The following is a 21995-nucleotide window of genomic DNA, read 5'->3' on the forward strand; positions in this document are numbered from 1 at the left end:
GGACGAGCGGTGCCGGCAGTGCGGATGGTAGTCGCTCGGCGGACGGATGGCGACCGGCGCGGCGCTTCGCAAACGGTGTTCCCGGTGCTTGGCAGCCGCCAGGCGCCGCTGCTGGCCGGCGGGCGTGGGTCGGGGCCCGGGTTCCCGTTCCCGGCCCGTGCGGGCGCTGCCGGCACGCGGGAGACGGACGAAAAAAAGCCAGCCGCGGCCGAAACCGGGGCTGGCTTTCCAGGTCGGCGGCAAGGCGTCGGAGACGCCATGCACGCCGGAAACGTACTTCTTAGAACTTGTGACGCAGGCCGAGTGCGACGATTTCCTGCGAGCTCTTGCCGGCGATGCCGTACGAGCCGACCGACGCTTGCGCATCGCTGCCGTCGGCGTTCTTGCCGCTTGCGTGCTGATATGCGCCAACCAGGTAGACGTCGGTACGCTTCGACAGCGAGTAGTCGGCGCCGAGCGAAACCTGATGGTACTTGGCGTCGGTCTGGCCGCTACCCTTCGTGTAGATGTAGCCGAGGCCGAGCAGCAGCGGTGCCGATGCCTGGTACGTGACGAATGCGCGACCCGTGTTGTACTTCTGGTTCGTGCCGAATGCCGAGTTCGCGTCCGCCTTGTACTGCGCGTTGCTGTAGCCGAGGCCGAACGTCACCGGGCCGAATGCATACTGGCCAGCCACTTGAGCGATACCGATCGACGACGACGACGTGTAGGCGTTGTTGATGAACGCGCCCGAACCGTCGAAGATCGCGTCCGACGTGCCGGCCCAGCCGGTGCGCACGCCTGCGGTGCTCAGCGGAGCCGAGTTGTTGGCGTGGAAGTAACCGGCAGCCAGGCCGAGGGGGCCGTTGTTGTAGGCTGCAGCTGCGGCCCACGTCTGACCCTTGCCCGTTGCGCCGGCGACACCGCCGAGTGCGTACATGCCTTCGAACTGGAGGCCGCCCCAGACCGGCGACGTGTACTTGATCGCGTTGCTGACGCGCAGGCTGTTGTCGTTGTTGTCGACGTCGCCCGGCGTGGCGAACACGCTGCCGAAGTAGTTGTCAGCCGTGACTGCCTGGACCAGGTCGACCAGCGGGTCGTACTGGCGGCCCAGCGTCAGCGTACCGTACTGGTCGCTTTGCAGGCCGACGAAAGCCTGGCGACCGAACATGCGGCCACCCTGGCCCAGTGCACCCGATGCCGAGTTGAAGCCGTTTTCCAACTGGAAGATCGCCTTCAGGCCGCCACCGAGGTCTTCCGAACCCTTCAGGCCGAAGCGGCTACCTTGCAGGTTGCCGCTACCCATCGACCACGAATTGTTACCTTGACCGTCGTTACCGTGAACATAGGTGATCGACGTATCGATCACGCCGTACAGCGTCACGCTCGATTGAGCGTGAGCAGCGCCAGCGGCGCCCAGCAGGGCGAGCGAGAGGGTCGAGAGAGCGAGTTTCTTCATCGTTGAGTATCTCCACGCAAGTGATTCATCGTTTTTTGTTGCGGATTGGAGAATAGCTCAGTGCCATCGACGCAAGAAAGCTTAAAAAATAAAGTGTCTCGAAAAGGTAACAGCGAGAAAAAGTCCATATATATCAAGTACATCAACGACTGTTTCTGTTTTTGAAAAAGTTGACAATTGCTGCGATGCGATTGTTTCACTAGTTGATGCGCATCGCGGCAGGAAGCCTGTTTCAGCCCGTCCGCGCACCGAAACGGAAGCGTGCAAACGTTTGCGGTTGCGGCAACGAATGCGCACGCATGCAAAGAACGTGTCAACGCCGCGCGAATGCGCGCGGGCAGCGTGGTTGCAAAGGGCAGACGCGTGTGCGGGGGCGTGCCGCGATGTTGCGCAAGCGGCGCCTCAGTCGTCGTGCGCGCGATCGCCGGGGCGATCGGTTTGCGCGGAAGCGCTCGGCGCGGCGGTACTTGGGAGCCGATGCGCGTTGCCGCGGGCGGCCGCGAATTCCGCGCCGAGCAGCAGCACGATCGCGGAGAAGTACAGCCACATCAGCAGGACCGCGAACGATCCGGCTGCGCCGAATGCACTTGCGGTGCCCGCACGCGCAAGGTACAGCGCGAACAGCTTCTTGCCGCCGGAGAACAGGATCGCGGACACGATGCCGCCGATCGCGGCGTCACGCCAGGCGACGCGCGCATCGGGCAGGAACTTCATCAGCGACGCGAACGCGCCCGCGAGCACCGCGATGCCGACGAAGAACTGCACGAGGTTCGTGACGATCACGTACGGCGAATTGCCCAGCAGCCAGGTGCCGACGAACGTGATCGCGGTGTCGAGCACGAGCGACACGATCAGCAGGAACGCGACGCCGAGCACGAGCCCGAACGAGATCAGCCGCACGCGCACGAGCCCGAGCATGCTCGACCAGCGGTTCTCGGTGGCCGGCCAGATCACGCTGAGCGCGGCGCTGAGCGACGCGAAGGTGGCCGACGCGCCGATCGCGAGCGCGGCGAACGAGATCAGGGTGGCCAGGCCGCCGCGCTCGCCCGCGCGGTGCGCGTTCTGCACGATCGTCTGGATGCTGGCCGCCGCGTCGTCGCCGATCAGCTGGTGCGCCTGTTCGAACACCTGGCCGCGCGCGGCATCGTCGCCGTAGAACCAGCCGGCCACGGCAATCACCATCACGAGCATCGGCGCGAGCGAGAACGCGGAGAAAAAGGCGATGCCCGCGGCCATCGCGGAGCAGCGGTCGGACGAGAAGCGCTTGAACGCGGTGAGGGCCCAGTTGGCCTGTTCTTGCGCGAGACGGGTGGCTTCGGAGGTGATCTGTCGTTTCATGACGGTTCGGTGGCGCGGGGAACGCGGATCATCGTTGGTAATCAGACAATTCAGTATTGATCCGAAGATTCGAACATAGTTGCGCGAACTGTCTATAATTCCTTTCAGTTTCCTCACCCCCACAATAACGCCGAGACCAGCCATGCTACAAATGTCCCGGCGCCAGTTCCTGAAGGTGACGGCTACGTCGCTTGCCGGATCGAGTCTAGCCCTGATGGGCTTCTCTCCGTCCGAAGCGCTTGCCGAAGTCCGACAGTACAAGCTGGCGCGCACCGTCGAAACGCGCAACACCTGTCCTTACTGTTCAGTGGGTTGCGGCATCCTGATGTACAGCCTCGGAGACGGCGCGAAAAACGCCCAGCCGAGCATCATCCACATCGAAGGCGATCCCGACCATCCCGTCAATCGCGGCACGCTGTGCCCGAAGGGCGCGAGCCTGATCGACTTCATCCACAGCCCGAACCGCCTGACGCATCCCGAGTATCGTGCGCCCGGCTCGGACAAGTGGGAACCGATTTCGTGGAATGACGCGCTCGACCGCATCGCGAAGCTGATGAAGGCCGACCGCGACGCGAACTTCGTCGAGACGGCGGAAGACGGTGCGAAGGTCAACCGATGGCTGACCACCGGCATGCTGGCCGCGTCGGCGGGCAGCAACGAGGTCGGCTACCTGACGCACAAGACCATCCGCAGTCTCGGGATGCTCGCATTCGACAATCAGGCGCGTGTCTGACATGGCCCGACGGTGGCAGGTCTTGCCCCGACGTTTGGCCGTGGAGCGATGACGAACCATTGGGTCGACATCAAGAACGCGGACGTGATTCTCGTGATGGGCGGCAATGCAGCCGAGGCCCATCCGTGCGGTTTCAAGTGGGTAACGGAGGCGAAGGCGCACCGCAAGGCGCGGCTGATCGTCGTCGACCCGCGTTTCACGCGTACGGCCTCGGTGGCCGACTACTACGCGCCGATCCGCACCGGCACCGACATCGTCTTCCTGGGCGGCGTCATCAACTATCTGCTGACGAACGACAAGATCCAGCATGAGTACGTGAAGAACTACACGGACTTCTCGTTCATCGTGCGCGAGGATTTCGCGTTCAACGACGGCATCTATTCCGGCTACGACGCGGAGAAGCACGCGTACCCGGACAAATCGAGCTGGGACTACGAGCGCGGCGACGACGGCTTCGTGAAGGTCGACCCGACGCTGCAGCATCCGCGCTGTGTTTACAACCTGCTGAAGCAGCATTACGCGCGCTATACGCCGGACATGGTCCAGCAGACGTGCGGCACGCCGAAGGAGAAATTCCTGAAGGTGTGCGAGATGCTCGCGACCACCGCCGTTCCCGGCCGCGCCGGCACGGTGCTGTACGCGCTCGGCTGGACGCACCACTCGATCGGCGCGCAGATCATCCGCACCGGTGCGATGGTGCAGCTGCTGCTCGGCAACATCGGCATCGCCGGCGGCGGGATGAACGCGCTGCGCGGCCACTCGAACATCCAGGGGTTGACCGACCTCGGGCTGATGTCGAACCTGCTGCCGGGCTACATGACGCTGCCGATGCAGGCCGAGCAGGATTTCGACGGCTACATCAAGAAGCGCGTGCAGCTGCCGCTGCGGCCGAACCAGTTGAGCTACTGGAAGAACTACAAGGCCTTCCACGTGAGCTTCATGAAGTCCTGGTGGGGCGATGCGGCGACCGCCGAGAACAACTGGGGCTACGACTATCTGCCGAAGCTGGACAAGCAATACGACCTGCTGCAGGTGATCGAGCTGATGAATGCCGGCAAGATGAACGGCTACATCTGCCAGGGCTTCAACCCGCTTGCGGCGTCGCCGTCGAAGGTGAAGACGGCGGCCGGGCTCGCGAAGCTGAAGTGGCTCGTGATCATGGACCCGCTCGCCACCGAAACCTCCGAGTTCTGGAAGCATCACGGCGACTACAACGACGTCGATTCGTCGAAGATCCAGACCGAGGTGTTCCGTCTGCCGACCACGTGCTTCGCGGAGGAAAACGGTTCGCTCGTGAGTTCGAGCCGCGTGCTGCAATGGCACTGGAAGGGCGCGGAGCCGCCGGGCGAGGCGCGCAGCGACCTCGAGATCATGTCGGGGCTGTTCCTGCGCATGCGCAAGATGTACCAGACGGACGGCGGCAAGTATCCGGATCCGATCGTCAACCTGACCTGGCCGTACGCGAACCCGGAAAGCCCGACGCCCGAAGAGCTCGCGATGGAGTTCAACGGCAAGGCGCTCGCCGATCTGCCCGATCCGAAGGATCCGACCAAGACGCTCGTGAAGAAGGGCGAGCAGCTGGCCGCGTTCGCGCAGTTGAAGGACGACGGCACGACCGCGAGCGGCTGCTGGATCTTCTGCGGTGCCTGGACGCAGGCCGGCAACCAGATGGGGCGGCGCGACAACTCTGACCCGACCGGCATCGGCCAGACGCTGAACTGGGCGTGGGCCTGGCCGGCGAACCGGCGGATCCTGTACAACCGCGCGTCGTGTGACGTTGCCGGCAAGCCGTTCGACCCGACCCGCAAGCTGATCGGCTGGAACGGCAGCGCGTGGAAGGGGGCCGACATTCCCGACTTCAAGGCGGACGAATCGCCCGAAAACGGGATGGGGCCGTTCATCATGAACCCGGAAGGTGTCGCACGCTTCTTCGCCCGGGCGGGGATGAACGAAGGTCCGTTCCCCGAGCACTACGAGCCGTTCGAGACGCCGCTCGACGCGAACCCGCTGCACCCGAACAACCCGCAGGCGCTGAACAACCCGGCTGCCCGCGTGTTCCCGGACGACCGCGCGTCGTTCGGCAAGGTGGCGGAGTTTCCGCACGTGGCGACGACGTACCGGCTCACCGAGCACTTCCACTACTGGACCAAGCATGCACGGCTGAACTCGATCATCCAGCCCGAGCAATTCGTCGAGATCGGCGAAGACCTCGCGAAGGAAGTCGGCGTCGCGCATGGCGAGCGCGTGAAGGTGTCGTCCAAGCGCGGCTACATCATCGCGGTCGCCCTCGTCACGAAGCGGATCAAGCCGCTGACGGTCGACGGCAAGAAGGTCCAGACGGTCGGCGTCCCGTTGCACTGGGGCTTCAAGGGTCTGACGAAGCCCGGCTATCTCGCCAATACCCTGACTCCGTCCGTGGGTGACGGCAACTCCTATACACCGGAATTCAAGTCGTTCCTGGTGAAGGTCGAAAAGGCGTAAGGGGAAAGAGATGGCATTGCAATCGCTGGATATCAAGCGCGTCTCGGCCACCACGACGCCACCGCCCACGGTGCGCGAACCGGTGACCGGGAGTGTCGCGAAGCTGATCGACGTATCGAAGTGCATCGGCTGCAAGGCATGCCAGACGGCATGCATGGAGTGGAACGACCTGCGTGACGAGGTCGGCACCAACGTCGGCGTGTACGACAACCCGGCCGACCTGACCGAGCATTCGTGGACGGTGATGCGGTTCTCCGAATACGAGAACCCGGCCGGTGACCTCGAGTGGCTGATCCGCAAGGACGGCTGCATGCACTGCGAGGATCCGGGCTGCCTGAAGGCGTGTCCGTCGCCGGGCGCGATCGTGCAGTACAACAACGGGATCGTCGATTTCCACGAGGAGAACTGCATCGGTTGCGGCTATTGCGTGACCGGCTGCCCGTTCAACGTCCCGCGGATCTCGAAGAAGGATCATCGCGCATACAAGTGCACGCTCTGTTCCGACCGCGTCGCGGTCGGCCAGGAACCGGCCTGCGTGAAGACCTGCCCGACGGGCGCGATCGTGTTCGGCACCAAGGAGGACATGAAGCAGCACGCGGCCGAGCGGATCGAGGACCTGAAGGAGCGCGGCTTCGAGCATGCGGGGCTGTACGACCCGCAGGGCGTCGGCGGCACGCACGTGATGTACGTGCTGCACCACGCGGACAAGCCGTCGCTGTACCACGGGCTGCCCGACAACCCGTCGATCAGCCCGATGGTGAAGCTGTGGAAGGGCATCGCGAAACCGCTCGCGGTGGCCGGCATCGCGCTGACCGCGCTTGCCGGGTTCTTCCACTATGTCCGGGTCGGTCCGAACGAGGTGAGCGACGAAGAGGAACAGGCCGCGCGCGACGAGGCGCGACGCATCAAGGAGGACGCGAAATGAACCACGACGACCCCAACCTGATCGTCCGCTACTCGGCGAACGAGCGCACGAACCACTGGATCACCGCGATCACGTTCGTGCTGCTCGCGCTGTCCGGGCTCGCGCTGTTTCATCCGTCGATGTTCTGGCTGACCGCGCTGTTCGGCGGCGGCCAGTGGACGCGGATCCTGCATCCGTTCGTCGGCCTCGTGATGTTCGTGTCGTTCGCGATCCTGGTGGTGCGCTTCTGGCACCACAACGCGCTCGACGCGGACGATCGCCAGTGGCTCAAGCAGATCGGCGACGTGCTGACCAACCAGGAAGACAAGCTGCCGCCGGTCGGGCGCTATAACGCCGGGCAGAAGCTGCTATTCTTTACGTTGGTCGCGTGCCTGCTGCTGCTCCTGCTGTCGGGAGTCGTGATCTGGCGGCGCTACTTCTCGTTCTACTTCCCGATCGGGGTGATCCGCGCGGCCGCTGTCGTGCATGCCGTGGCGGCCTTCGTGCTGATCGCGAGCATCATCGTGCACATTTACGCGGCGTTGTGGGTGAAGGGCTCGATCGGCGCGATGGTGCGCGGCACCGTCACGCTGGGCTGGGCTCGCAAGCATCACCCGAAGTGGTTCCGTGAAAGCGTGAAATAACGCACCGGAGCGGGGCGGCTCGCCGAATCGCGGCGAGTTGCCCCGTCAGCCGTCGGAACCGCCTGAAGCGCCGACCTGTCGGCGCTTGTTTTTTTGGAAGATATTTTTGTGACACAACGCATCCTCGAACCGACCGAGATCTCGACCCTCGATCATTCGGCCATCCCGCGCTTTCGCCTGCCGGAGCGCGCCACCGCGTTCTCGGCGCGCGCCGCGCGGCTGCGCAAGCTGGCCGACCTGAACCCGATCAGCGGCTACCTGCGGCTGATGGCCACCGTCGCCGATGCGCAGCACGCGACGCTGCAAACGCTCGAACTGCCGCTGCCGTCGAAGGAAGCGATCGCGCGTGCGCAGGAGCATTCGATGCCGCTCGTGCCGGCGCTCGACGGCGAGCGCGATCCGCGCTGGCGCGCCGTGCTGTACGAACTGCTCGACCGCGTCGAAGGCGCCGGGCTCGTCAACCCGCAGCTCGCGAAGCTGCTCGACCGGCTGCGCCTGATGGCGCCCGCCGAACTCGACGCGCAAGCCGACGCGATCCTCGCGCTGCGTTTCGCCGAAGTCGACCCGGCCATCGCGCCGTTCCTGATGGCCGCGCTGCAGGTGGTCTGGACGGACCTCGCCAGCCGCGTTCCGCCGGCCGACGTCCCGTATCTCGACCAGCCGGGGCTGTGCCCCGTGTGCGGCACGCATCCGGTCGCGAGCGTCGTGCGGGTCGGCGGCCAGTACCAGGGCTACCGTTTCCTGCAATGCGGGCTGTGCACGACCGAGTGGCACATGGTGCGCACGAAGTGCTCGCACTGCGATTCGACGAAAGGCATCGCCTATCACGGGATCGAAGGCGGCAGCGAAGCCGTCAAGGCCGAATCGTGCGACGAGTGCAAGACCTATCGCAAGATCGGCTATCAGGACAAGGACTACGAGTTCGAGCCGCTGGCGGACGATCTCGCGAGTCTCACGCTCGACCTGCTGATGAACGAAGCCGGCTACCAGCGCAGTTCACCGAACCCGCTGCTGTGGCCGGATGTCTCGCGGGACGCGAATTGACGGCACGGGCCGGCGGGGACGGTGCGCGAGCACCGGCGCCGGCCCGCTGCGAAGCATGAGACTGGAGCCACAACGACGTGACCGAACCGGGTGTGAATGAACTGAATGCGGTACTGGCGCGCGTGCCGTCCGTGGAGCGCGTGCTGTCGTCGGCGCCGCTGCAACCGCTCATCGCGGACTACGGCCGCACGCGCGTGCTGAACGCCGTGCGTGCCGAGCTCGAACGCTGGCGTACCGCTGCGCAACACGATCCGGCGGCGGCCGAGCCGCTCGACGAGCCGCGCATCGCCGCGGCCGTCGCGCGCACGCTGGCCGCGCAGAGCGCGGGCGCGGTGCGCGCCGTGTTCAACCTGACCGGCACCGTGCTGCACACGAACCTCGGGCGCGCTCTGTTGCCCGACGACGCGGTGCGCGCGGTGGTCGACGTGCTGACGCGGCCAGTCAACCTCGAATTCGATCTCGCCACGGGCCGCCGCGGCGATCGCGACGACCTGATCGACGATCTGCTGTGCGAACTGACGGGCGCGGAAGCCGCGACCGTCGTCAACAACAACGCGGCGGCCGTGCTGCTGGCGCTGTCGGCGCTGGCGACGAAACGGGAAGTCGTCGTGTCGCGCGGCGAGCTGGTCGAGATCGGCGGCGCATTCCGCATTCCCGACATCATGAGCCGCGCGGGCGCCAGGATGCGCGAGGTCGGCACCACCAACCGCACCCATCTGCGCGACTACGCGGAAGCCATCGGCCCGCGCACCGCGCTGCTGATGAAGGTGCATTGCAGCAACTACGCGATCAGCGGCTTCACGAAGGAGGCGACGCTCGCCGAACTCGCGCCGCTCGCGCGCGAGCACGGGCTGCCGGTGGCCGTCGATCTCGGCAGCGGCACGCTCGCCGACCTGTCGCAATGGGGCCTGCCGCACGAGACGACCGTGCAGGAAACCGTCGCCGCCGGCGCAAACGTTGTCACGTTCAGCGGCGACAAGCTGCTCGGCGGGCCGCAGGCCGGCCTGATCGTCGGCGATCGCGCGCTGATCGCGAAGATCAAGAAACATCCGCTCAAGCGCGCGCTGCGTGTCGGCAAGCTGACGCTCGCGGCGCTCGAGCCGGTGCTGCGCCTCTACCAGTCGCCCGAGTTCCTGCGCGACCGGCTCACGACGCTGCGGCTGCTGACGCGCCCGCAGCGCGAGATCGCCGAGGCCGCCGAACGCGTGCGTCCGGCGCTGCAGGCCGCGCTCGGCAGCGGTTTCGACGTGACGGTCGAGCCGATGTTCAGCCAGATCGGCAGCGGCGCGCTGCCGGTCGACCAGTTGCCGAGCGCCGGGCTCGTCGTACGCACGGCGGACGGCAAGCGCGGCGGCCGTGCACTGGCGCAGCTCGAGAAACGGCTGCGCGAATGGCCGCGCCCGGTGATCGGCCGCGTCGCCGACAATGCGCTGCGGCTCGACCTGCGCTGCCTCGAAGCCGCCGACGAGGCGGTGTTCGTCGCGCAATGCGTGCCGCTCGCGGGGCCGGCTGCATGATCGTCGGTACCGCGGGGCACATCGACCACGGCAAGACGACGCTGGTGCGCGCGCTGACGGGCGTCGATACCGATCGCCTGAAGGAAGAGAAGGCGCGCGGCATCTCGATCGAGCTCGGTTACGCGTATACGCCGCTCGACAACGGCGACGTGCTCGGCCTGATCGACGTGCCGGGCCACGAGAAGCTGATTCATACGATGGCGGCCGGCGCATGCGGGATCGACTTCGCGCTGCTCGTGATTGCCGCCGACGACGGCGTGATGCCGCAGACGCGCGAGCATCTCGCGATCCTGCAATTGCTCGGCGTCACGCATGGCGCCGTCGCGCTGACGAAGTGCGATCGCGTCGATGCCGCACGCGTGGCCGAAGTGCGTGACGAGATCGCCACGTGGCTGAACGACTCCACGCTGGCCGGCGTGCCGATTTTCGAAACGCGTGCGACGGCTGCGGACGATCCGGGCGTCGCCGCGTTGAAGCGTTACCTGGCTGACGCGGCGATCGCGTGGCGCGCCCGCCGCGACGACGGGCTGTTCCGGCTCGCGGTCGATCGCGTGTTCACGCTCGCGGGGCAGGGTACCGTCGTGACGGGCACCGCGTTCGCGGGCCGCGTCGCGACCGGCGACACGCTCGCGATCGTGCGCACGGGCGGCGCGGCGCGCGTGCGCAGCATCCACGCGCAGAACCGGCCGGTCGAGGCCGGCCGCGCGGGCGAGCGTTGCGCGCTGAATCTGGCCGGGGTCGACAAGGCCGATGTCGAGCGAGGCGACACCGTCGCCGATGCGCGGCTCGTCGCGACCTCGCCGCGTCTCGACGTCGAGCTGACGCTGCTCGTGGATGCGGGGCTCACGCTGACGCACTGGGCGCCGCTGCACGTGCATCTCGGCACGCTGCATCGCGTCGCGCATGTCGCGCTGCTCGACGGCGATACGCTCGCGGCCGGCCAGCGCATGCGCGTGCAACTCGTATTCGACGAGCCGGTGTTTGCGCTGCCGGGCGACCGGTTCATCGTCCGCAATCCGCAGGCGACGCGCACGGTCGGCGGCGGCCGCGTGCTCGATCCGTTCGGGCCGGCGCGCAAGCGTCGTACGCCTGCGCGCCGCGCATGGCTCGACGCGCTGGCCGAATGGCTCGACGCGGGCCGCCTCGATGCGCTGCTCGCGCAGGCGCCGCTCGGCATCCCGCGCGCGATGCTCACGCATCTGACGGGTTTCGCGCCGAATGCGCTGGCCTTGCCGGAAGACGCGCTGGCGATCGGGCCGCGCGACGCCGCGTCGAACGACGGCGCGGTGATTGCCCGGGCGCACTGGCGCGCACTGCAGACGCGGGCGATCGATACGCTGCGCGCGTATCACGAGCGCATGCCCGACGAGCAGGGGCTCGACGCCGCGCGGTTGCGGCGGATGTCAGCGCCGCTCGCCGGCGATGCGCTGTGGCGCGCGCTCGTCGATGTGCTGGTGGCCGGCGGCGAAGTCGCGCGAAGCGGGCCGTGGCTGCACCTGCCGTCGCATTCGGTAAGCCTCGAGCCGCGCGAGGAGGCGCTGGCGCAGCAACTGCTGCCGCTGATTCACGCGGGGCGCTTCGATCCGCCGTGGGTGCGCGACCTGGCCCGTGACACGGGCGCGGCCGAGGACGCGGTGCGCGCGTTGCTGCGCAAGCTCGCGCGGCGCGGTGACGTGCACCAGGTCGTGCGCGACCTGTTCTATCACGCGGACGTGGTGCGCGAACTGGCGGAACTGGTTGCGCATCTCGCGCCGTTGCGCGCCGGCGGGCTCGATGCCGCGACGTTCCGCGATGCGACGGGGCTCGGCCGCAAGCGCGCGATCCAGATTCTCGAGTTCTTCGACCGGGTTGGGTATACTCGCTTCCACCGCGATCTTCACCTCCTGCGGCCTGACAGCGGTTGGGCGGGTATTCAGGCGTAGGCACTCGTTGTTCTTTGGGTTCTTTTCCCCACGGAAGGCATTCGTATCCGGTGGTACGGCTGGACTTCAAATCCAGTTGGGGGTGTCAGACACTCCCGGGTAGGTTCGACTCCTGCTGCCTTCCGCCATTCGCCATTCCCGACGCGGAGTAAAATGGCGCGCATTGGTCGATTTTGGTGATTTCATGGATTCGTCCGTATCGCTTCTGCTGGAAGCCGTCGATGCCGACAAGGCAAAGCTGGACGCGGCGCGTCCGCTTCCGCCGCACACGCTGGCGTCTTTGCGCGAAAAGCTGATGCTGGAGTGGACTTATCATTCGAATGCGATCGAAGGCAACACGCTGACGTTGCGGGAAACGAAGGTCGTACTCGAAGGCATTACGGTCGGCGGAAAGTCGCTGCGCGAGCATTTCGAGGCCACCAATCATCGCGACGCGATTCTCTATGTCGAAGAAATCGTCGGCAAGCAGGAGACGCTGTCCGAATGGCAGATCCGGAATATCCACGGGCTGGTATTGAAGGGGATCGACGACGGCGAGGCCGGCAGATATCGCCGGGAGAACGTCGTGATCGCAGGCGCAAGCACGACGCCCCCGGATTTCCTGCATTTGCCGGCTGAAATGGCCGCGCTCATCGATTGGGATACGCAGGCGGGAGCAATGCATCCGGTGGCGCGGGCTGCCGAACTGCATACGCGGTTTGTGAAAATCCATCCGTTTGTCGACGGCAATGGAAGAACGGGGCGGCTGCTACTCAATTTCGAACTGATGAAGTCTGGCTATCCGCCAGCGGTCATTCGCAAGGAAGACCGGCTGGCTTACTACGATACGCTGGACGAGGCGTGCACGACCGGCGACTACAGCGGCATCACGCGCCTGGTGGCCGAGTCAGTGCAGCGCTCGCTCGACGCCTACCTCGGCGTGCTTGGATTGCGCACGTAACGGGCCATTCCGAACACCTCTCAGGCTGGTTCGATCACTGAGGCGTCGTGTCCGGGCCGGTTACTTCAACTCCTGCTGCCTTCCGCCACCCCGTTTCATCTTGTCGACCCGACGCGCTTCAATCAACGTGTAGTTGCACGACAGCACCGGCGATTGCATTCGCCAAAACTTGATCGGGAAAAGCACTAAAAGTTTGCGATTTTTTTCCGGGCTATAGTCGAATCACTGAAGGTAGACGCGGCGTCCCTTGCCGATACCGTTCAGGTAATGACTGTAGACGGGTGCTGTATGAAAAATAAAATCGACAAGACCGCCGGACCGATCTGGGGCGTGGCTGCAGGACTGCTTCTTGCTGGTGCAGGATTGAGTCTCGGCATTTTCCCGACGTCCCTGCAAAGCTCGGGAAGCGCGAACGACTTCATGGCGTCCGGTATTGCGATGCTGGGCATCTTCCTGGTCGTCTATGCCACACACGAGTTGCGAAGAAGGCGTCCGCACTGAGCGCTCATGTGCTGCTGATCCACCCAGGATGATCCGGGCCGGTTTGCCGGCTCGCGAATACGCACGTCCGTCGCGGGCTACGTCTTGCTGATTTCGTGTTGATAAACGAGTTCGACGATGCGCTTCGTCGGAATGCTGGCGCGCAACCCGTCGACGCTGTCGATCGGAAACCACTTGCATTTCTCGATCTCGTTGTTCGCTTGCGGCGTCTGGTCCGGGCCGACTTCGGCGAAGAACACGTGATGGATCTTCGCGAGGCCGGTGAACTGCATCGAGTAGACGAGATGCTGGCCGGTCATGCCGGTTTCTTCGGATAACTCGCGATGTGCGGCTTCGAGCGGCGTTTCCCCGCGCTTGATCGTGCCGCCGGGAAGGGCCCAGCGCGACGCCGCACGGGCAACGAGCAAGACTTTCTCACCGCGGTAGCAGACGATGGTCGCACGTTCCTTGACCGGGACGGTGCTCGCTTCGGGGGCGTTGGTGGGGGCGGGGGGTTGAGGCATGAAGCAATTCTAACCATCGCGGATCGATCGGCAAAGCGGGTCTGACGTGGTTTGACGATCGATCGTCACCGTCGCGTCTCCGGCCAGGCCGCCGCTGCGTTTCGCAGATTCGAATCCGTGCCCGGCCGGCGCCCGGTCGTCCGCGCCCAGGGGGCGGGACGTCGGCATGAAGTGTGCGATGGCTCGCCCTTCGCTTCGAATCGGGCGACGTTATCCCTCGATGCGGGACATGTCGACGAACATCACTTCCCAGATATGTCCGTCGGGGTCTTCGAAGCTTCGACCGTACATGAAGCCGAGATCCTGCCGGGCGTTGACGTCTGCCTTGCCGCCATGCGCGCCCGCAATGTCGGTCAGCCTGTCCACGCTCTCGCGATCGTCGGCGCTGAGCGCGAGCATGACCTCGCTTTCGCGCCGGGAATCGACGATCGGCTTCTTCGTGAAGCGCGCCCATTTTTCATGCGTCATGAGCATGACGAAGAGCGTGTCCGACAGCACCATGCAGGAACTCGTGTCGTCACTGAACTGCGGATTCATGCTGGCGCCGATGGCGGTGTAGAACGCCGTCGCCTTTGACAGGTCCCGCACCGGCAGGTTGATGAACAGTTGCCTGGACATAGGCGGTTTTCTCCTTCGGGTTGTGGTCGAAACAACGAGTCACGTGCCCGGGTTGCGGTCGCGCGGGAGGTTGCAATCCGGATGTCGTTCAATCAGTTCGTACGGCAGGGTGCCTTTCATGACGTCGCGGCGCCGGCGGCTGAACCCGCTTCTCCCGATCACAGGAGATGCAGGCCGCCGTCGCACTCGATGACGCTGCCCGTGGTGTAGCCATTTCCGATCAGGAAGGCGATGGCCTGCGCGACGTCGTCGGGCTCGCCGATGCGTCCCACGGGCAATGCGCTTGCGTGTTGCTCGAAGAAGGCTTGCCGGGCGTCGTCGGGTAGGCCGTTCCACCACGGCGTCTTCACCACGCCGGGCGAGACCGCGTTGACCCGGGTTGGCGCCAGTTCGCGGGCCAGTACCGGCACCATTGCCTCGATGGCGGCATTGATCGCGGCCAGGCCGCTGGTACCCGGGTTGGCGACGCGCGCGGAAATGGCGGTGACGAAGGTGATGCTGCCCCCGCTGCGCAAGGTCGGCAGGGCCGCCTGCGCCGCCTGGACATGTGGCCAGAACTTCGCGTCGAAGCCGCGCCGCAGGCTGCCCAGATCGAGTTCCCTGAAAGGGCCGGCTCCGTCGCCGCCACTCAATGCGATCACCAGGTGGTCGATGCTCCCGGCGCTCGCGAAGAAGCGCTCCAATTGCTCGCGCTGTGCCCCGTCAAACGCGTCGATACGCACCGATCCGTCGATCGATGCCGTCGCGGCCTGCAACTTGTCCGCATCGCGTCCCGTGGCGATCACGTCGTAGCCGGCGCCGGCCAGTCGCCGGACGGTCGCGAGGCCGATGCCGGACGAGCCGCCCAGTACCACCACCCTGCCAGTGTCGTTGTGCATTGCCTTCCCTGGTGTTTGCGCTACGGTTGTTGCAGCGCCTGGAGATAGCATGCATGCTTGACCGACTATCACTCCAATTGTTTGCGATGATGACTTCCATCATTGAGAATGATCTTCGTCGATTCGATCTCAATCTGCTGCTCGTCTTCCATGCACTCATGCAGGAGCGCCACGTCACGCGTGCGGCGGAGCGGTTGTTTCTTGGTCAGCCCGCGGTGAGCGGGGCGCTGAAACGACTCCGGGCGGCGTTTGGCGACGAGTTGTTCGTGCGCGGCCGGTCGGGCATGGAGCCGCCCCCACGCGCGCTGGAGCTTTCCCGGCAGATCGACGCGCTGCTGATCGGTCTTCACGAGACCATGCGGGCGGGGCAACCGTTCGATGCCCGAAACGCCAGCCGGACCTTCCGCATCGGTGTGTCAGAAGCGATAGCGGTCACGTTGTTTCCCGCGTTGTTGAAGATGCTTTCCGCCGAGGCGCCGGGCGTGAAGCTCATCTCCCTGGATACCGACTGCCACCGCGTCTCCAGCATGTTTGAACGAAACGAGATCGAGATTGCGTTGGGGGTGTTCAACGAGTGCGCGCCATGGCAACAGCAGCGCATTCTGCTCGACTGGCGCTTTGTCTGCCTCTACAACCCGAAGCTGATCCGGCCGCGAGGCGAATCGCTGAGCTTGCGCGAGTTTCTGGCGTATCCGCATGCGCTGACTTCGTTCAAGGGCGAGCTGCATGGATTCATCGACGAGCGGCTGGCGTCGCTGGGCAAGCAACGGCGCGTGATATTTTCCAATCCTCACTTTGCGACCCAGCCTTTCATCGCGCGCGACAATCCGGTGCTGGTGACGGTGCCCGACTATATCGCCCGGATCTGGAGCCGTAGCCTGGGCTTGCGCATCAGCCCGTTGCCGTTCGATACGCCGATGCATCAGGTCAGTGCGTTGTGGAAGACCGCGCATCAGGGGGATAGCGGCCTGCGCTGGCTCATCGGATTGACGGAGCAGGCGGCCCGCATGAACTGAGTGATTGGCGCGTGCGTGGCGCGCCGATCCCGGGCAACGCGGACGGGACATACTCGTCCGCCATGAAAAAAGCCGCGCGCCCGATGCACCGGGAGCGCGGCTTGCGGGGGGCGCCGGTCAGGCGTCGCGCCGTTACTTCTTTTCCGGCAGGAACCAGTTCATCACGAGCGCGCAGATGCCGCCCGTTGCCACGCCCGATTCCAGCACGTTCTTCAGCGCGTGCGGCAGGCTGTTGAGGATGTCCGGCACTTGCGACACGCCGAGGCCGAGCGCGAGCGACACCGCGATGATCAGCAGTGCGCGACGATCGAGATGGACGCCCGCGAGGATGTTGATGCCCGATGCGGCCACCGCGCCGAACATCACCATCGCCGCGCCGCCGAGCACGGGCTCCGGCACGGCCTGCAGCACGCCGGCGACGACCGGGAACAGGCCGAGCACCACGAGCATCCCCGCGATCCAGATGCCGACGTAGCGGCTGGCGACGCCGGTGATCTGGATCACGCCGTTGTTCTGCGCGAACACCGAGCTCGGGAACGTGTTGAACACGCCGGCCAGCAGCGAGTTCGCGCCGTTCACGAGCACGCCGCCCTTGATCCGTTGCATCCACACCGGGCCTTCGACCGGCTCGTTCGAGATCTTGCTGGTGGCCGTGACGTCGCCGATCGCCTCGAGCGACGTGACGAGGTAGATGATCAGCATCGGCACGAACAGCGCCCACGAGAAGCCGATGCCGAAGTGCAGCGGCGTCGGGACCTGGAACAGCGCGGCCTGGTGCATGCCGGTGAAATCGAGGCGGCCGAGGAACGCGGCCGCGAGATAGCCGATCACGAGTGCGATGACGAGCGCGGTGCTGCGCACCCACACGATCGGCACGCGGTTCAGCAGGATGATCGTGCCGAGCACGAGGCCGGACAGCGTCAGGTTCTCCGCGCTCGCGAAGGTGCCCTTGGCCATCGCGCCGTAGCCGCCGCCCATGCTGATCAGGCCGACCTTGATCAGCGTGAGGCCGATCAGCAGCACGACGATGCCGGTGACGAGCGGCGTGATCAGGCGCTTCACGAACGGCAGGATGCGCGACACGCCCATCTCGACGAACGACCCGGCAATCACGACGCCGAAGATCGCGGCCATCACGGTCTCGACCGGCGTGCCTTGCTTGACCATCAGGCTGCCGCCGGCGATCAGCGGGCCGACGAAGTTGAAGCTCGTGCCCTGGACGATCAGCAGGCCGGCGCCCAGCGGGCCGAAGCGCTTGCACTGGACGAAGGTGGCGATGCCGGAAATCACCAGCGACATCGACACGATCAGGGTCGTATCGCGGCTGGACACGCCAAGCGCCTGGCAGATCAGCAGGCCGGGCGTGACGATCGGCACGATGATCGCCAGCAGGTGCTGCAGCGCGGCGACGAAGGCGACCATCGGCGCCGGCCGGTCGTTCGGGCCGTAGACGAGGTCGCGGGCCGAATCTGCGGCGTCGGCGCCGTGGGCGGCGGGTTGGGCGGGGGAGGCGGGTTGCATGGCGAGCGGGCCGGACAAGGTGGAAAGTGCGGCATTTTAGCCGAACGGCCCGCCGGCACCGCTGCAATAGCGGGGATTCGGCGGATCGGGAAAACGGTGGCGGATCGGTGCCCGGGCCGGCCGTGGCCGCGGCGAGCGTCGACTAGCGGGCCCGCCGCGGTGCGGGCGCGGTCGGGGTGCGGGTCGGGGCGGTAATCGCATGGAACCCGGGCAGCTCGGGAATCCGCTGCTCCATGAACTGCAGGAACGTGCGGGTCCGCAGCGGCAGATACCGGCGCGACGCATAGACGAGGTGCAGCGCATGCGGTGGCACCATGTCCCACTTCGGCAGCAACCGGACGAGCTGGCCGCTGTCGATCAGGTCCTGAACGAGCCACGCCGGCCCGCTGCCCACCGCGTTCCCGGCCAGGAAGCATTCCCGCAGCGCCATCGAACTGTTCACGCGATACCGGCCGCGCACCGGAACGACGACTTGCTCGTCGCCGCGCGCGAAGGCCAGTTCGTTGCCGATGTCCGCGCGCGCGTAGCCGACATACTCGTGCTTCGCGAGGTCGTCCGGCCGGCGGAGCTTCGGCGCCCGCGCCACGTACGCCGGCGTGGCGACCAGCAGGCGCGGCGACGACGCGATGTGGCGCGCCACGGCATCCGGCGGCAGCAGCTGGCCGAGGCGAATGGCGACATCGACGCCTTCTTCGACGAGGTCGATCACGCGGTCGGTCAATTGGAGCTCGACCTCGATCTCCGGCCACGCGGCGAGGAATTCGAGCACGAGCGCGTTCAGTCTCAGCTCGCCCAGCCCCAGCGGCGCATTGACGACCAGCTTGCCGACCGGCCGCACCGTTTGCCCGCGCACCTCGGCCACCGCGCTCGCGTATTCGTCGATCACGCGCTTGCAGCGATCGTAGAACCGGCGGCCTTCGTCGGTGGGCGCGAGGCTCGTGGTCGAGCGTTCGAGCAGGCGAACGCCCAGTTCCTTCTCGAATGCGGCGACGATCTTGCTGATCGTCGGCTGGCCGGTACCTTCCTCCCGCGCGACCGCCGAGAAATTGCCGAGCTCGATCGCGCGGACGAACACGCGCATGGATCGCAGCGAATCCATCTCATTCCTTTATGGCATGACCCTTATTCAAGTCTCCCATATTCCTGCGCAATGGAGAATGACCTAACGTTCGCGAACCTTCAATCCCTGATGAGGAGTCGACATGAACGAGGCAACGCAATCTTCGGCACTGGACGGTGCGCACGTCGTGGTATTCGGCGGGAGTTCCGGAATCGGCCTCGAGGCTGCGGCCGCCGCGAAGGCAAAAGGCGCCAGTGTCACGCTGGTCGGCCGGGCCCGCGCGAAACTCGAATCCGCCGCACAGGCGATCGGCGGCGCGCGCGTCGCGGTGGCCGACATCGCGGACCGCCATGCCGTGCAGGCCGTATTCGACACGATCACGCGCGTCGATCACCTGGTCGTCACGGCCGGCCGGTTCATTGCCGGCAAGCTGAACGAGACCGATCCCGATCTCCTGCTCGCCGCGTGGCAGGAGCGTATCGCCGGGCCGGTCTACGCGATCCGCGCTGCGTTGCCGCTGATGCCCGCGACCGGCTCGATCGTGCTGACCGGCGGGCAACTGTCGGATCGTCCGGCCGCGCAGGGCACGTCGGTCATTGCCGCCGCCGTGCGCGGGGTCGAGGCGCTGGCGCAGTCGCTCGCGCTGGAGCTGAAGCCGATTCGTGTGAACGTCGTCGCGCCCGGCTTCGTCGAGACGCCGCTTTACGACGCGTTCGGTCCGGAAGCGCGCGATGCGATCCTCGCGGGCGCGGCGGCGGCATTGCCCGGCGGCCGCGTCGGGCGCGCCGATGAAGTGGGGGAAGCGATCGCGTTCCTGCTGGGCAACGGCTTCATGAATGGCGAGATCCTGCACATCGATGGTGGCGGGCGGCTGGTCTGAGCCGTGCCTCAGCCTGCCGCGCGCGTGCCGGTGCGACGTGCCGGTGGGCGCGGCGCGCGGCCGTCCGGATACGCGCGCTGGCAGACGGCGATGACCGCATCGCGCAGGCGACGGTGCACGGGGTCGCCGTGCATGCGCGGATGCCACAGCGCGGACACGAGGATCTCGGGCAGGCGCACCGGGATCTCGAAGCTGCGCAGCCTGAGGGCTTCCGTGAGCCCCGGCGAGAACGCGTTGCCGAGGCTCGAGCGCGGCACGAGCGCGATCAGGTCGGTGCTGGCCGCGACCCGCATCGCATCGGGGTAGCCCGGTACGACGACCTGTACGGAGTGGTTCGAGCCGGCCTTGTTGGTCGAGTCGTCAGCCGGACCGCCGAAATCGCCCAGCTGCGACGCGATCACGTGACGGCAGGCCGCATAGCGCGCGGGCGTGATCCGGCCCGATGCGAACAGCGGGTGCCCGGCGCGCGCCACGGCGACGTGCCAGTCGTGAAACAGCATGCGGGTGTGCAACTCGGGGGCATCGTCGCCGCGTTTGCCGATTTCCAGGTCGACGGTGCCGTCGCGCAACGCTTGCGGATCGCGGTCGGGCTTCGGGACGAAGCGGATGCGCACCTGCGGCGCGATTTCGCCGAGTGCGGCGACCACCGGGCCGGACAGCATTTCCATGAACGAGGCGGCCGCGCGGACGGTGAACGTGGAGGCGTGCGTCGCCATGTCCACGTCGGCCGTCGCCGGCCGCAGCACCGCGCGCGCATCGCTGGCGATCGCATGCACGCGGTCGCGCAACGCGGCGGCGTGCGGTGTCGGCACGAGCTTGCGCCCGGCGCGCACGAGCAACGGATCGGCGGTGGCCATCCGCAGCCGCGTGAGCGTGCGGCTCATTGCCGATGTGCTCAGGCCAAGCCGGCGCGCGGCGCCGGTCACGCTGCCTTCCGACAGCAGCACGTCGAGCGCGGTGACGAGGTTCAGGTCGATGTCTTCCATGGCGACAGGATACGCTTCCGTGCGATTTGACATGGCGTTGGATGCAACTACAAGTTGAATCGGGTGCGTCTGGCGCCTGTCGTGGTGCACACCTATAGTGGCTGCATGACGAAACCCGGCAAAGGCGGAAACCATGCAATCCACTGAATCGAACCGAAACGTCCCTGCGCTCCTGCTCGTCGCGGCCTCGCGCGGCCTCGGGCTCGCGATGGCGGAGGCGTTCCTGGACAAAGGCTGGCGCGTAACGGGCACCGTGCGCGCAGGATCGGGACGCACGAAGCTGCACGAACTCGCCGACCGGTTCGACGGCCGGCTCGACATCGAGACGCTCGACATTTGCGAACCGGTGCAACTGGCCGCGCTGCGCGAGCGGCTGGCGGGCCGGCGCTTCGACATGCTGTTCGTGAACGCGGGCACGACGAACGAGCCCACCGAAACGATCGGCGAAGTGACGACCGACGAGTTCGTGCGCGTGATGATCACGAATGCGCTGGCGCCGATGCGTGTGATCGAGACGCTGCAGGATCTCGTGACCGACGATGGCCTGATCGGTGCGATGTCGTCGGGGCAGGGCAGCGTCGCGAACAACGTCAGCGGGATGCGCGAGGTCTATCGCGGCAGCAAGGCCGCACTGAACCAGTTCATGCGCAGCTTCGCGGTGCGCCAGGCCGATACGCGGCGTGCGATGGTGCTGATGGCGCCCGGCTGGGTCCGCACGGAACTCGGTGGGCCGGATGCGCGCCTGACGATCGAGGAAAGCGTGCCGAGTCTCGTCGACGTGCTGATCGCAAAGCGCGTGCGCCCGGGGCTCGAGTATCTCGACTATCTGGGGCGGACGGTGCCGTGGTGACCGCGAACTGACACCGGAAGGCGCGGCCGCCACGAGCGGATTCACCGTCCCCGGGAAACTACCGATATGGTTGCGAGCGCAACTAGAATCGCTGCGTCGCACAACCGGATGCGCTTGACATGCCCGCGTCCGGCGCCGTAAATTGCCCCGGCAGATCTAGATAAGAGACTATCTGTAAGATGGTCTCTCCATGCGTCGATCGCATCTGCAATGTCGAGCCT

General features: G+C 66.1%; 19 protein-coding genes and 1 tRNA gene. 12 read left to right on the forward strand and 8 right to left on the reverse strand.

All coding sequences use genetic code 11. The annotated features are described in order from the left end of the window. Nucleotides 1-280 precede the first annotated feature (280 nt). Together QZM35_RS03430 and QZM35_RS03435 are read right to left on the reverse strand one after the other, a co-directional pair. Nucleotides 281-1438: a porin gene (locus tag QZM35_RS03430; RefSeq protein ID WP_089427923.1), complete on the reverse strand. Its 1158-nt coding sequence runs from the start codon at nt 1436-1438 to the stop codon at nt 281-283. 402 nt (nt 1439-1840) lie between these two features. Then, a complete protein-coding gene (locus QZM35_RS03435) occupies nt 1841-2776 on the reverse strand; it encodes a YihY/virulence factor BrkB family protein (RefSeq protein ID WP_089427922.1) in 936 nt (311 codons plus the stop codon). Between the two features lie 142 nt (nt 2777-2918). Between QZM35_RS03435 and fdnG the strand changes: the two genes are divergently transcribed. The 9 genes from fdnG (at nt 2919) to QZM35_RS03480 (ending at nt 13462) form a co-directional block, all read left to right on the forward strand. Beyond that, entirely contained in the window at nt 2919-5990 is a 3072-nt protein-coding gene (fdnG, locus tag QZM35_RS03440; RefSeq protein WP_089427921.1) for a formate dehydrogenase-N subunit alpha, read from the forward strand. Nucleotides 5991-6000: 10 nt separating this feature from the next. After that, nucleotides 6001-6915, forward strand: coding sequence for a formate dehydrogenase subunit beta (gene fdxH / locus QZM35_RS03445; RefSeq protein ID WP_011355694.1), 915 nt, complete (start codon nt 6001-6003; stop codon nt 6913-6915). Beyond that, on the forward strand, nt 6912-7538 hold the full coding sequence (locus QZM35_RS03450) for a formate dehydrogenase subunit gamma (protein ID WP_011355693.1): 627 nt from the start codon (nt 6912-6914) through the stop codon (nt 7536-7538). Before fdxH ends, QZM35_RS03450 begins: the two co-directional genes overlap by 4 nt. 108 nt (nt 7539-7646) lie before the next feature. Then, nucleotides 7647-8582 (forward strand): formate dehydrogenase accessory protein FdhE, encoded by a 936-nt coding sequence (gene fdhE, locus QZM35_RS03455; protein WP_174971920.1) that lies wholly within the window; start codon nt 7647-7649, stop codon nt 8580-8582. Between the two features lie 77 nt (nt 8583-8659). Beyond that, complete coding sequence (gene selA, locus QZM35_RS03460) at nt 8660-10099, forward strand: L-seryl-tRNA(Sec) selenium transferase (RefSeq protein ID WP_089432413.1); 1440 nt, start codon at nt 8660-8662, stop codon at nt 10097-10099. Further along, nucleotides 10096-12021, forward strand: coding sequence for a selenocysteine-specific translation elongation factor (gene selB, locus QZM35_RS03465; RefSeq protein WP_301775391.1), 1926 nt, complete (start codon nt 10096-10098; stop codon nt 12019-12021). The genes selA and selB overlap by 4 nt, the downstream gene beginning before the upstream one ends. Nucleotides 12022-12053: 32 nt before the next feature. Then, nucleotides 12054-12149: transfer RNA gene (locus QZM35_RS03470), tRNA-Sec, on the forward strand. Nucleotides 12150-12205: 56 nt separating this feature from the next. Then, on the forward strand, nt 12206-12961 hold the full coding sequence (locus QZM35_RS03475; protein WP_089427918.1) for a Fic family protein: 756 nt from the start codon (nt 12206-12208) through the stop codon (nt 12959-12961). A gap of 288 nt (nt 12962-13249) precedes the next feature. After that, the gene (locus tag QZM35_RS03480; RefSeq protein WP_089427917.1) at nt 13250-13462 is read left to right on the forward strand and encodes a hypothetical protein; all 213 of its coding nucleotides are present in this window, start codon (nt 13250-13252) and stop codon (nt 13460-13462) included. A gap of 77 nt (nt 13463-13539) precedes the next feature. On the opposite strand, the gene QZM35_RS03485 is transcribed toward QZM35_RS03480, so the two are convergent. The 3 genes from QZM35_RS03485 to QZM35_RS03495 all read right to left on the reverse strand — a co-directional run bounded on the left by QZM35_RS03485 (nt 13540) and on the right by QZM35_RS03495 (nt 15461). Continuing rightward, nucleotides 13540-13965 carry an NUDIX hydrolase gene (locus QZM35_RS03485; protein ID WP_301775392.1) on the reverse strand — a complete coding sequence of 142 codons (426 nt, stop codon included), beginning with the start codon at nt 13963-13965 and terminating at the stop codon, nt 13540-13542. Between the two features lie 210 nt (nt 13966-14175). Continuing rightward, complete coding sequence (locus QZM35_RS03490) at nt 14176-14583, reverse strand: VOC family protein (RefSeq protein WP_089427915.1); 408 nt, start codon at nt 14581-14583, stop codon at nt 14176-14178. 158 nt (nt 14584-14741) lie between these two features. Beyond that, nucleotides 14742-15461, reverse strand: coding sequence for an SDR family oxidoreductase (locus QZM35_RS03495; protein WP_089432414.1), 720 nt, complete (start codon nt 15459-15461; stop codon nt 14742-14744). Nucleotides 15462-15514: 53 nt separating this feature from the next. Here QZM35_RS03495 and QZM35_RS03500 point away from each other — a divergent pair, with 53 nt between their 5' ends. Further along, on the forward strand, nt 15515-16477 hold the full coding sequence (locus QZM35_RS03500) for a LysR family transcriptional regulator (protein ID WP_301775393.1): 963 nt from the start codon (nt 15515-15517) through the stop codon (nt 16475-16477). Between the two features lie 132 nt (nt 16478-16609). On the opposite strand, the gene QZM35_RS03505 is transcribed toward QZM35_RS03500, so the two are convergent. Further along, nucleotides 16610-17998 carry a nucleobase:cation symporter-2 family protein gene (locus tag QZM35_RS03505; RefSeq protein ID WP_089427913.1) on the reverse strand — a complete coding sequence of 463 codons (1389 nt, stop codon included), beginning with the start codon at nt 17996-17998 and terminating at the stop codon, nt 16610-16612. A 142-nt stretch (nt 17999-18140) separates the two neighbouring features. Further along, on the reverse strand, nt 18141-19097 hold the full coding sequence (locus QZM35_RS03510) for a LysR family transcriptional regulator (protein ID WP_089427912.1): 957 nt from the start codon (nt 19095-19097) through the stop codon (nt 18141-18143). A 103-nt stretch (nt 19098-19200) separates the two neighbouring features. Between QZM35_RS03510 and QZM35_RS03515 the strand changes: the two genes are divergently transcribed. Further along, nucleotides 19201-19938, forward strand: coding sequence for an SDR family oxidoreductase (locus QZM35_RS03515; protein ID WP_301775394.1), 738 nt, complete (start codon nt 19201-19203; stop codon nt 19936-19938). A gap of 8 nt (nt 19939-19946) precedes the next feature. Here QZM35_RS03515 and QZM35_RS03520 read toward each other — a convergent pair whose 3' ends face one another. Beyond that, entirely contained in the window at nt 19947-20924 is a 978-nt protein-coding gene (locus QZM35_RS03520; protein WP_301775812.1) for a LysR family transcriptional regulator, read from the reverse strand. Between the two features lie 133 nt (nt 20925-21057). Here QZM35_RS03520 and QZM35_RS03525 point away from each other — a divergent pair, with 133 nt between their 5' ends. After that, complete coding sequence (locus tag QZM35_RS03525) at nt 21058-21774, forward strand: SDR family oxidoreductase (protein WP_089427909.1); 717 nt, start codon at nt 21058-21060, stop codon at nt 21772-21774. Nucleotides 21775-21995 lie beyond the last annotated feature (221 nt).

This window comes from Burkholderia sp. AU45274 (assembly GCF_030482505.1).
Lineage (GTDB): Bacteria > Pseudomonadota > Gammaproteobacteria > Burkholderiales > Burkholderiaceae > Burkholderia.

What these genes read in the sequence shown, in the direction of transcription:
- QZM35_RS03430 (WP_089427923.1), bottom strand. Translation starts at nt 1,438, where the DNA reads ATGAAGAAACTCGCTCTCTCGACCCTCTCGCTCGCCCTGCTGGGCGCC.
- QZM35_RS03435 (WP_089427922.1), bottom strand. Translation starts at nt 2,776, where the DNA reads ATGAAACGACAGATCACCTCCGAAGCCACCCGTCTCGCGCAAGAACAG.
- fdxH (WP_011355694.1), top strand. Translation starts at nt 6,001, where the DNA reads ATGGCATTGCAATCGCTGGATATCAAGCGCGTCTCGGCCACCACGACG.
- QZM35_RS03450 (WP_011355693.1), top strand. Translation starts at nt 6,912, where the DNA reads ATGAACCACGACGACCCCAACCTGATCGTCCGCTACTCGGCGAACGAG.
- selB (WP_301775391.1), top strand. Translation starts at nt 10,096, where the DNA reads ATGATCGTCGGTACCGCGGGGCACATCGACCACGGCAAGACGACGCTG.
- QZM35_RS03475 (WP_089427918.1), top strand. Translation starts at nt 12,206, where the DNA reads ATGGATTCGTCCGTATCGCTTCTGCTGGAAGCCGTCGATGCCGACAAG.
- QZM35_RS03480 (WP_089427917.1), top strand. Translation starts at nt 13,250, where the DNA reads ATGAAAAATAAAATCGACAAGACCGCCGGACCGATCTGGGGCGTGGCT.
- QZM35_RS03485 (WP_301775392.1), bottom strand. Translation starts at nt 13,965, where the DNA reads ATGCCTCAACCCCCCGCCCCCACCAACGCCCCCGAAGCGAGCACCGTC.
- QZM35_RS03490 (WP_089427915.1), bottom strand. Translation starts at nt 14,583, where the DNA reads ATGTCCAGGCAACTGTTCATCAACCTGCCGGTGCGGGACCTGTCAAAG.
- QZM35_RS03495 (WP_089432414.1), bottom strand. Translation starts at nt 15,461, where the DNA reads ATGCACAACGACACTGGCAGGGTGGTGGTACTGGGCGGCTCGTCCGGC.
- QZM35_RS03500 (WP_301775393.1), top strand. Translation starts at nt 15,515, where the DNA reads ATGCTTGACCGACTATCACTCCAATTGTTTGCGATGATGACTTCCATC.
- QZM35_RS03505 (WP_089427913.1), bottom strand. Translation starts at nt 17,998, where the DNA reads ATGCAACCCGCCTCCCCCGCCCAACCCGCCGCCCACGGCGCCGACGCC.
- QZM35_RS03510 (WP_089427912.1), bottom strand. Translation starts at nt 19,097, where the DNA reads ATGGATTCGCTGCGATCCATGCGCGTGTTCGTCCGCGCGATCGAGCTC.
- QZM35_RS03515 (WP_301775394.1), top strand. Translation starts at nt 19,201, where the DNA reads ATGAACGAGGCAACGCAATCTTCGGCACTGGACGGTGCGCACGTCGTG.
- QZM35_RS03520 (WP_301775812.1), bottom strand. Translation starts at nt 20,924, where the DNA reads ATGGAAGACATCGACCTGAACCTCGTCACCGCGCTCGACGTGCTGCTG.
- QZM35_RS03525 (WP_089427909.1), top strand. Translation starts at nt 21,058, where the DNA reads ATGCAATCCACTGAATCGAACCGAAACGTCCCTGCGCTCCTGCTCGTC.